We start from the raw sequence: 5,960 nt of genomic DNA on the forward strand, positions 1-5,960 counted from the left end.
CTTGGAAAACGACATCGCATACGAGTTCGCTGCCCAGAATGGGTGGGGAAGACAAACAAAAATCAATCTCACCCTTCTTTACCCGGGTTTCCATTTCATGGGTTCCCAGCTGCTCTACATGGAACTGAACCTGCGGCCGAATTTTACGAAATCGGTTAAGAATATCGGGCAGCATGTAAGCCGTGTTAACGGCCAGCGTCAGTGTTCCGTAATCAGCACTGGTCATGTCCGCGATTTCGCGTTTACCTTCCTCCAATTCAAACAAAGCCCGCTCGACACGTTGATAAAAAGAACGGCCAAACGCATTTAGCCGTAGATTGCGGCCGCTTCTGTCGAATAAAGGGGCGCCCAGGTCTTCTTCCAACCGCTGAATCGTCTTACTAAGCGAAGACTGGGTAACATGTAATTCCCCCGCAGCCTCGGTCATATGTTCCAAACGAGCTACCGTTCGAAAGTACTCAAGCTGAAGCAGTTCCAAAGTATATGCACCTCACATTCCTGTGGATCTATTTTATTATAGATAAAAATAGACTCATGTGAATCAATAAATGATGAAGAGGGAAAGGAGGCATATTATTGTGCCTTAACCGGGGTGCGAGGCTATTTCTCCAATTCAGATTGTCCTCCGGCAAGTGTGCAGCATATTCTACCTTATGATTGTTCCAGACCAAAAACTATATAGAAATGGTGGAGTTCGCATGCGCTGGTTAGAAGTGAAGCAGAGAGGCCCGCTCGACGGGAGCGTGATCATTCCAGGGTCCAAGAATAGTTCCCTCGCGCTCATTGCCGCTGCCGTTCTTGGAGACACACCGACAATACTGGAGGGCATACCGGATATTAACGATATCCGCGCCATTGGAGAAATTGGAAGCCGCATCGGCCTGCAGGTGAGCAAAAATGATGACGGCCATTTTGTTGTGGATTCATCCCGGATTCATTCATCCGTCCTCGATCAGGCGCTGACGTCTTCGTTCCGCGCTTCCTATTATCTGATCGGGGGGGCTTCTCAGTAAGTACAAGCGGGTGACGCTCGGTTATCCGGGGGGTGATAATTTCGTGGAGCGGCCCATTGACCAGCATATGAAAATATTCAAGGCGTTCGGGGCGGACGTGACCCTGGAAGAGAAACATTACACGGTATCGGCGGAAAAGCTCACGGGCACTGACTTTTGCTTCGATCTGCTGACATCCGGCGCAACGATCAATGCGGTGCTGCTCGCTTCGCTGGCGGCCGGAATAACCCATCTGCACAACTGCGCGACGGATCCGGAAGTGGTGGACGTCTGCCAGCTGCTGAACCGGATGGGAGCCGACATCACCGGAGCGGGTACGGACACGATCCGTATACGCGGCGTGAAGTCTCTGACAGGATGCCGGTATCGGGTCATCCCCGATCGGCTCATTGCGGGGGCGTTTATGATGACGGTGGGCATCACGGGCGGCACGCTGACCCTGAAGCAGGTCATTCCCGAGCATGTGCGGTCCATCATGGCCAAGCTGAGCGAAATCGGCATTGAATTTGAAAGCGGGAACGATTACATCATCGCCAGCAGCCAGGGGAATATCAAACCGACGCGGGTACGGACGGGCATGTATCCCGTGTTCAACTCCGACATGCAGCAGCCGATTACGAGCCTGCTCCTGAAGGCGCCGGGCTACAGTGCCGTCAGGGAAAAGGTGTACCCGTACCGTTTCAGCCATGTCGCCCAATTAAACCGGCTTGGCGCCGATATCCAGGCGAAGAACGGCTATGCCATCATTAAAGGCGGCAGGCCGCTGCACGGCGGCTACGCCCATGCGACCGATGTTCGGGCGGGAACCTGCCTGATCATGGCCGGCCTGCAGTCGGAGCAGGCGACGCGAATCACGGGCATCGAGCATATTGAGCGCGGCTATGAAGACGCGGTGCATTTGTTCGGCCAGGCGGGGATCGGGCTGGTGATCCACGAAGGCGAACCCGCTCCGGACGGCACCGAATATACGACAACGGCGTGAGCGCCGGCCGGCTGCTTAGGGCTGTTTTAGCTTATGTGTTGTTGACGGCAAACAGCCCCCAAACCGGAAGAACGGCAGCGGGGGCTATTTTCGTTTTGTTTTATGATTCGGAACATTATACGAGACACAAAACGCTTCTACCCGTCAATCGCTTTAGTCGAGGCCTGCTGAGCGGACAAGCTCCCGAAACGCTGGGACCAGTAGGCGAGGCCCATCGTCAGCAGCAGGAATAATCCTGTAATGAGGAACACGGTATGAATGCTGAACACGCCGCTGATTGCGCCCCCCGCAAGCGGTCCCAGCATGCCGCCGAGCTGGTTCGCGGTCTGGTTGAGGCTGAAGGCCCTTCCGCGGAAATCGCTCGGCGTAGACCGGACGACAAGCCCGTTCAGCGCCGGGAACACGGCGCAGAAGAAGCAGCCGTACAGGAAGCGGACGACCGAGAACGCCCAAATGTTATGAAACGGGATCTGGAGCAGCGAACCTATGCCTCCGGCGAACAAGCCGATCATCAGTATTTTCTGAAACCCGACCTTATCGGCCAGCTTGCCCCAGCGCGGGGCGAAGATGATGCTGGCGATCCCGACGAGCGAGAAGATGAAGCCCGCCAGGATGGACGCATCCGATGCCGAGTGGCCGATCTCCACAATATAGAGGGAGAGCACCGGCTCGATGGTCATGACCGAGAACTGCGTCACCATGGTGAGCACCAGGACGATCATCAGCATTTTGTTGACGGCGGCCTGCTTCAGCGTGTTAAACACCGAAAGTTTGCCTTTGCTCGGGACAAATTTTTCCTCTTTGACGTAAAAGATAACGAGCAGCGTGGCCAGAAAGCACAGCACGCCCGCGCTGCCGAAGGCCAGCCGGTTGTCGAACACCTTGGAGAGCACGCCGCCGAGGAGGGGCCCCATGATGCTTCCCGTAGCCGTGGCCGTGGACATGGTGGACAGCGCGTAGCCGACCCTTTTCTCCGGGGTGTTGGTACCGACGATCGCAATGGCTCCCGGAATAAACCCAGAGAGAAGCCCCTGCAAAATACGCAGGATGAGCAGCTGCACCGGATGCGTGACAAACGCCGTCAGCAAATAAATGATGCACAGCACAAAACCTGCGCGGATGATCATCGGCTTGCGGCCGTATTTGTCGCCGACGGATCCCCAGAACGGAGATGAAAGCGCTCCCGCAAAAAACGCTGCGCTGAACAGCAGACCGGACCACATCTCAATGTTTTTGGTGACACCGATTTCAATCAGAAACAAGGGAAGAAAGGGTACCACCATCGAGAAGCTTGAGGACACGATCAGCGAGCCGAACCATAAAACCCATAGATTTTTCTTCCAGTTTTCCATAGACGTCATCTCCTGTTAAACCTAGTATACAGCACATGGGTTGTCCACTTGCTTCGTGAGGCTGCTTCGAACATGGCTGTCCGTGCTATATAAAAGAGCAAAAGGCGCGCCGCTATGGCGTTGTCAGCTCTGTACGCGTTTCGAAAGAAAATTTAAAAAGTACCTGATCAGCTTGGGAGCTGCTCAGGACTTTTCCATTTCATCGTATGGATAGCGCTCCCTTAGGCTTGTGCACTGAGAGCGTTAAGTTTTTTCGCCAGGCGGGACTTCTTGCGGCTGGCTGCGTTCTTGTGGATCAGGCCTTTAGTTACGGCTTTGTCCAGTTTTTGGGATGCAGCTTGAACAGCAGCTTTAGCAGCTTCGACTTCATTATTCGTCAGCGCAGAATCGGCAGCCTTTACAGCTGTACGAAGCGCGGATTTTTGGGAAGCATTAAGCGCACGGCGTTTGTCGCTTGTTTTCACGCGTTTAACGGCGGATTTAATGTTTGGCATTGCATTCACCTCCTGTAAGGCATTCGAATAGCTCGAAATGATTCACAACTTAAAATAGTTTAGCATGGGGTACTCTAAAAAGCAATACTATCATCGCGTTCCAAAGGTTTGGATTTTAAGAGGCACATGGATCGGCGGCGTATGAACGGTGTCCGGTGTAAAAAGGTTGTGCATAAACTGGCCGCCGCTCCCGCAAACTATCCATAACAAGCCAAAGGAGGCAGATGTATATGGAGTTGGATTTGCAGCGCTATTCCGTGCGGACCGACCTGGCGGTCGACGCCAGGGAAATGGCGGGCCATGCCGGACCGATCCCGGGGGTCGATGAAGAAATTACGGAGAAGGACGGCATCAAGATTACCCGCCTTAACGTGCTGAATGAGGCTGGTTCCCAGGCCATCGGCCGCGTCAAAGGGCATTACATTACTTTGGAGGTTCCCGGACTCCGCAACGGGGACACGAAGCTGCAGGAGCAGGTAGCTGAGGCCTTCGCCCGCGAGTTTGAGGATTTCCTGGCGCTGATCGGGATTCAGAAGAAACAGACGGTTCTGATCGTCGGGCTTGGCAACTGGAATGTGACGCCCGATTCGCTGGGACCGCTTGTGGTGGAGAACGTCCTCGTCACCCGGCAGTATTTTCAGCTGATGCCGGACCAGGTGGCCCCAGGATACCGGGAAATCAGTGCCATCGCCCCGGGGGTGCTTGGGCTGACGGGGATCGAGTCCAGCGAGATCGTCCAGGGTATCGTGGAACGGACGAAGCCGGATCTGATCATCGCGATCGACGCGCTGGCATCCAAATCGCTGGAGCGCGTCAACACGACGATCCAGATCGCAGACATCGGCATCCATCCCGGCTCTGGCATCGGAAACAAGCGCCGCGGCCTCACCAAGGAAGTGCTTGGCGTTCCGGTCGTTGCCATCGGCGTGCCGACCGTATGCTACGCTTCGACGATTGTGAACAATGTCATGGAAATGATGAAGAATCATTTCGGCCAGGAGACGAACCAGACCCGGCAAATTATGGGGATGCTGGACGATATCAACGAGCAGGAGCGCCTCGCCCTGGTCAAGGAAGTGCTCGAACCGCTCGGCCACGATCTGATCGTCACGCCGAAAGAGATTGACGAATTTATCGAAGATATCGCCAATATTGTCGCGAGCGGTTTGAACGCCGCCCTGCATGACGCGGTAGACCCCGGAAACACGGGAGCCTACACCCACTAGGAGGTGCAGCTCCTCCTCTCACTTCTATCATAAATGAGGAAGCCCGAATCTATCGGGCTTTCTTTTTTTGGTTCTATCGAATCTCTCCGGCTCATAGAGTTGAAGTATAAGAGATTTCAGGAGGACAACAGAATGAAGAGGAATGGTTTTCAGCTTTGGAATATCGGCAAATGGAGAGCCAGACTGCTGTATTTTCTGTCTATGGGACGTACCTTTGTGCTGCTGGTGGTCGGATCGCTGCTGTTTTTCTTACTTCTGGGACTGGGAGGGATGGCCGAGCAGAAAATCAACGATTCTCCGGTTTCTTCTATGAAAGGATTCGCCGGCTCCGTATCAAGCAATTTCTTCATTGATATGTTAGGCATGGAACTGCCCCACCTGAATAAAGAAAAGGGAACTCGACTTTCTCCGGGGAAAACATGACGACATTCGTATTCCAGATGCTGACCAGTGTCAACCCTAAGGATCCGAAAAGCCTGCTGGCCCGGGAAATGCCGGGCATGGGGGTGAACGATCCGGTGCTGCTGAGGCATTCGGCAGGCAATGACAACGTCGTTCCTCCCGAAGATTATAATCCGCCTGCGGAAACGGCGGGACAAACGGATGCGGCCGGACAAAACCATAACGCTTCAGCCGATCCCCAGAAGAACGGTGCGGGTCAGGCCGAAACCGATCCCGGAAAGGTCGCTGACTCCGGCAAGGGCTCGGACAAGCAGCAGGATGCGCCGTCCGGTCAGGTACCGGACGCCGGCGGCAAGAAAGGTGCCGGAGAAGGAACGCCTTCCAAGGACAATGGAGGTACGGGACAATCTTCGGCGGTGAACTTCAAGAACAAATCGATCCTGATCTATCACTCCCATCCGAGAGAAGCATACAACCCGCTGCTGAGTAAA

The 5,960-nt window shown here is 54.5% G+C and carries 8 protein-coding genes; 5 read left to right on the forward strand and 3 right to left on the reverse strand.

Annotated elements, in window-relative coordinates; genetic code table 11:
- The coding region (locus tag CPT76_RS22030; RefSeq protein WP_146116401.1) for a LysR family transcriptional regulator at positions 1-478 on the reverse strand (478 nt) is incomplete at its 3' end.
- Between the two features lie 220 nt (positions 479-698).
- On the opposite strand from CPT76_RS22030, the gene CPT76_RS22035 reads away from it, so the two are divergent.
- Positions 699-1,013, forward strand: a complete 315-nt coding sequence (locus CPT76_RS22035) for a hypothetical protein (protein ID WP_105444478.1) — start codon at positions 699-701, stop codon at positions 1,011-1,013.
- Between the two features lie 43 nt (positions 1,014-1,056).
- Positions 1,057-1,995: a UDP-N-acetylglucosamine 1-carboxyvinyltransferase gene (locus tag CPT76_RS22040; protein WP_374954706.1), complete on the forward strand. Its 939-nt coding sequence runs from the start codon at positions 1,057-1,059 to the stop codon at positions 1,993-1,995.
- Between the two features lie 137 nt (positions 1,996-2,132).
- Here CPT76_RS22040 and CPT76_RS22045 read toward each other — a convergent pair whose 3' ends face one another.
- Together CPT76_RS22045 and rpsT are read right to left on the reverse strand one after the other, a co-directional pair.
- Positions 2,133-3,347 (reverse strand): MFS transporter, encoded by a 1,215-nt coding sequence (locus tag CPT76_RS22045; protein WP_105444480.1) that lies wholly within the window; start codon positions 3,345-3,347, stop codon positions 2,133-2,135.
- A gap of 221 nt (positions 3,348-3,568) precedes the next feature.
- Positions 3,569-3,841 carry a 30S ribosomal protein S20 gene (gene rpsT / locus CPT76_RS22050; protein ID WP_076169770.1) on the reverse strand — a complete coding sequence of 91 codons (273 nt, stop codon included), beginning with the start codon at positions 3,839-3,841 and terminating at the stop codon, positions 3,569-3,571.
- 230 nt (positions 3,842-4,071) lie between these two features.
- On the opposite strand from rpsT, the gene gpr reads away from it, so the two are divergent.
- The 3 genes from gpr to CPT76_RS22065 form a co-directional block, all read left to right on the forward strand.
- On the forward strand, positions 4,072-5,067 hold the full coding sequence (gpr, locus tag CPT76_RS22055) for a GPR endopeptidase (RefSeq protein WP_076169771.1): 996 nt from the start codon (positions 4,072-4,074) through the stop codon (positions 5,065-5,067).
- A 132-nt stretch (positions 5,068-5,199) separates the two neighbouring features.
- A complete protein-coding gene (locus CPT76_RS22060; RefSeq protein WP_105444481.1) occupies positions 5,200-5,490 on the forward strand; it encodes a hypothetical protein in 291 nt (96 codons plus the stop codon).
- The coding region (locus CPT76_RS22065; RefSeq protein WP_181152996.1) for a stage II sporulation protein P at positions 5,487-5,960 on the forward strand (474 nt) is incomplete at its 3' end. The genes CPT76_RS22060 and CPT76_RS22065, both read left to right, overlap by 4 nt.

Origin of the sequence: Paenibacillus sp. AR247, assembly GCF_002968895.1 — a bacterium.
GTDB classification, from domain to species: domain Bacteria; phylum Bacillota; class Bacilli; order Paenibacillales; family Paenibacillaceae; genus Paenibacillus_AQ; species Paenibacillus_AQ favisporus.

Excerpts from the sequence above, each read along its gene's own strand:
- gpr (WP_076169771.1), top strand. The coding sequence starts at position 4,072 with ATGGAGTTGGATTTGCAGCGCTATTCCGTGCGGACCGACCTGGCGGTC.
- rpsT (WP_076169770.1), bottom strand. The coding sequence starts at position 3,841 with ATGCCAAACATTAAATCCGCCGTTAAACGCGTGAAAACAAGCGACAAA.
- CPT76_RS22060 (WP_105444481.1), top strand. The coding sequence starts at position 5,200 with ATGAAGAGGAATGGTTTTCAGCTTTGGAATATCGGCAAATGGAGAGCC.
- CPT76_RS22045 (WP_105444480.1), bottom strand. The coding sequence starts at position 3,347 with ATGGAAAACTGGAAGAAAAATCTATGGGTTTTATGGTTCGGCTCGCTG.
- CPT76_RS22035 (WP_105444478.1), top strand. The coding sequence starts at position 699 with ATGCGCTGGTTAGAAGTGAAGCAGAGAGGCCCGCTCGACGGGAGCGTG.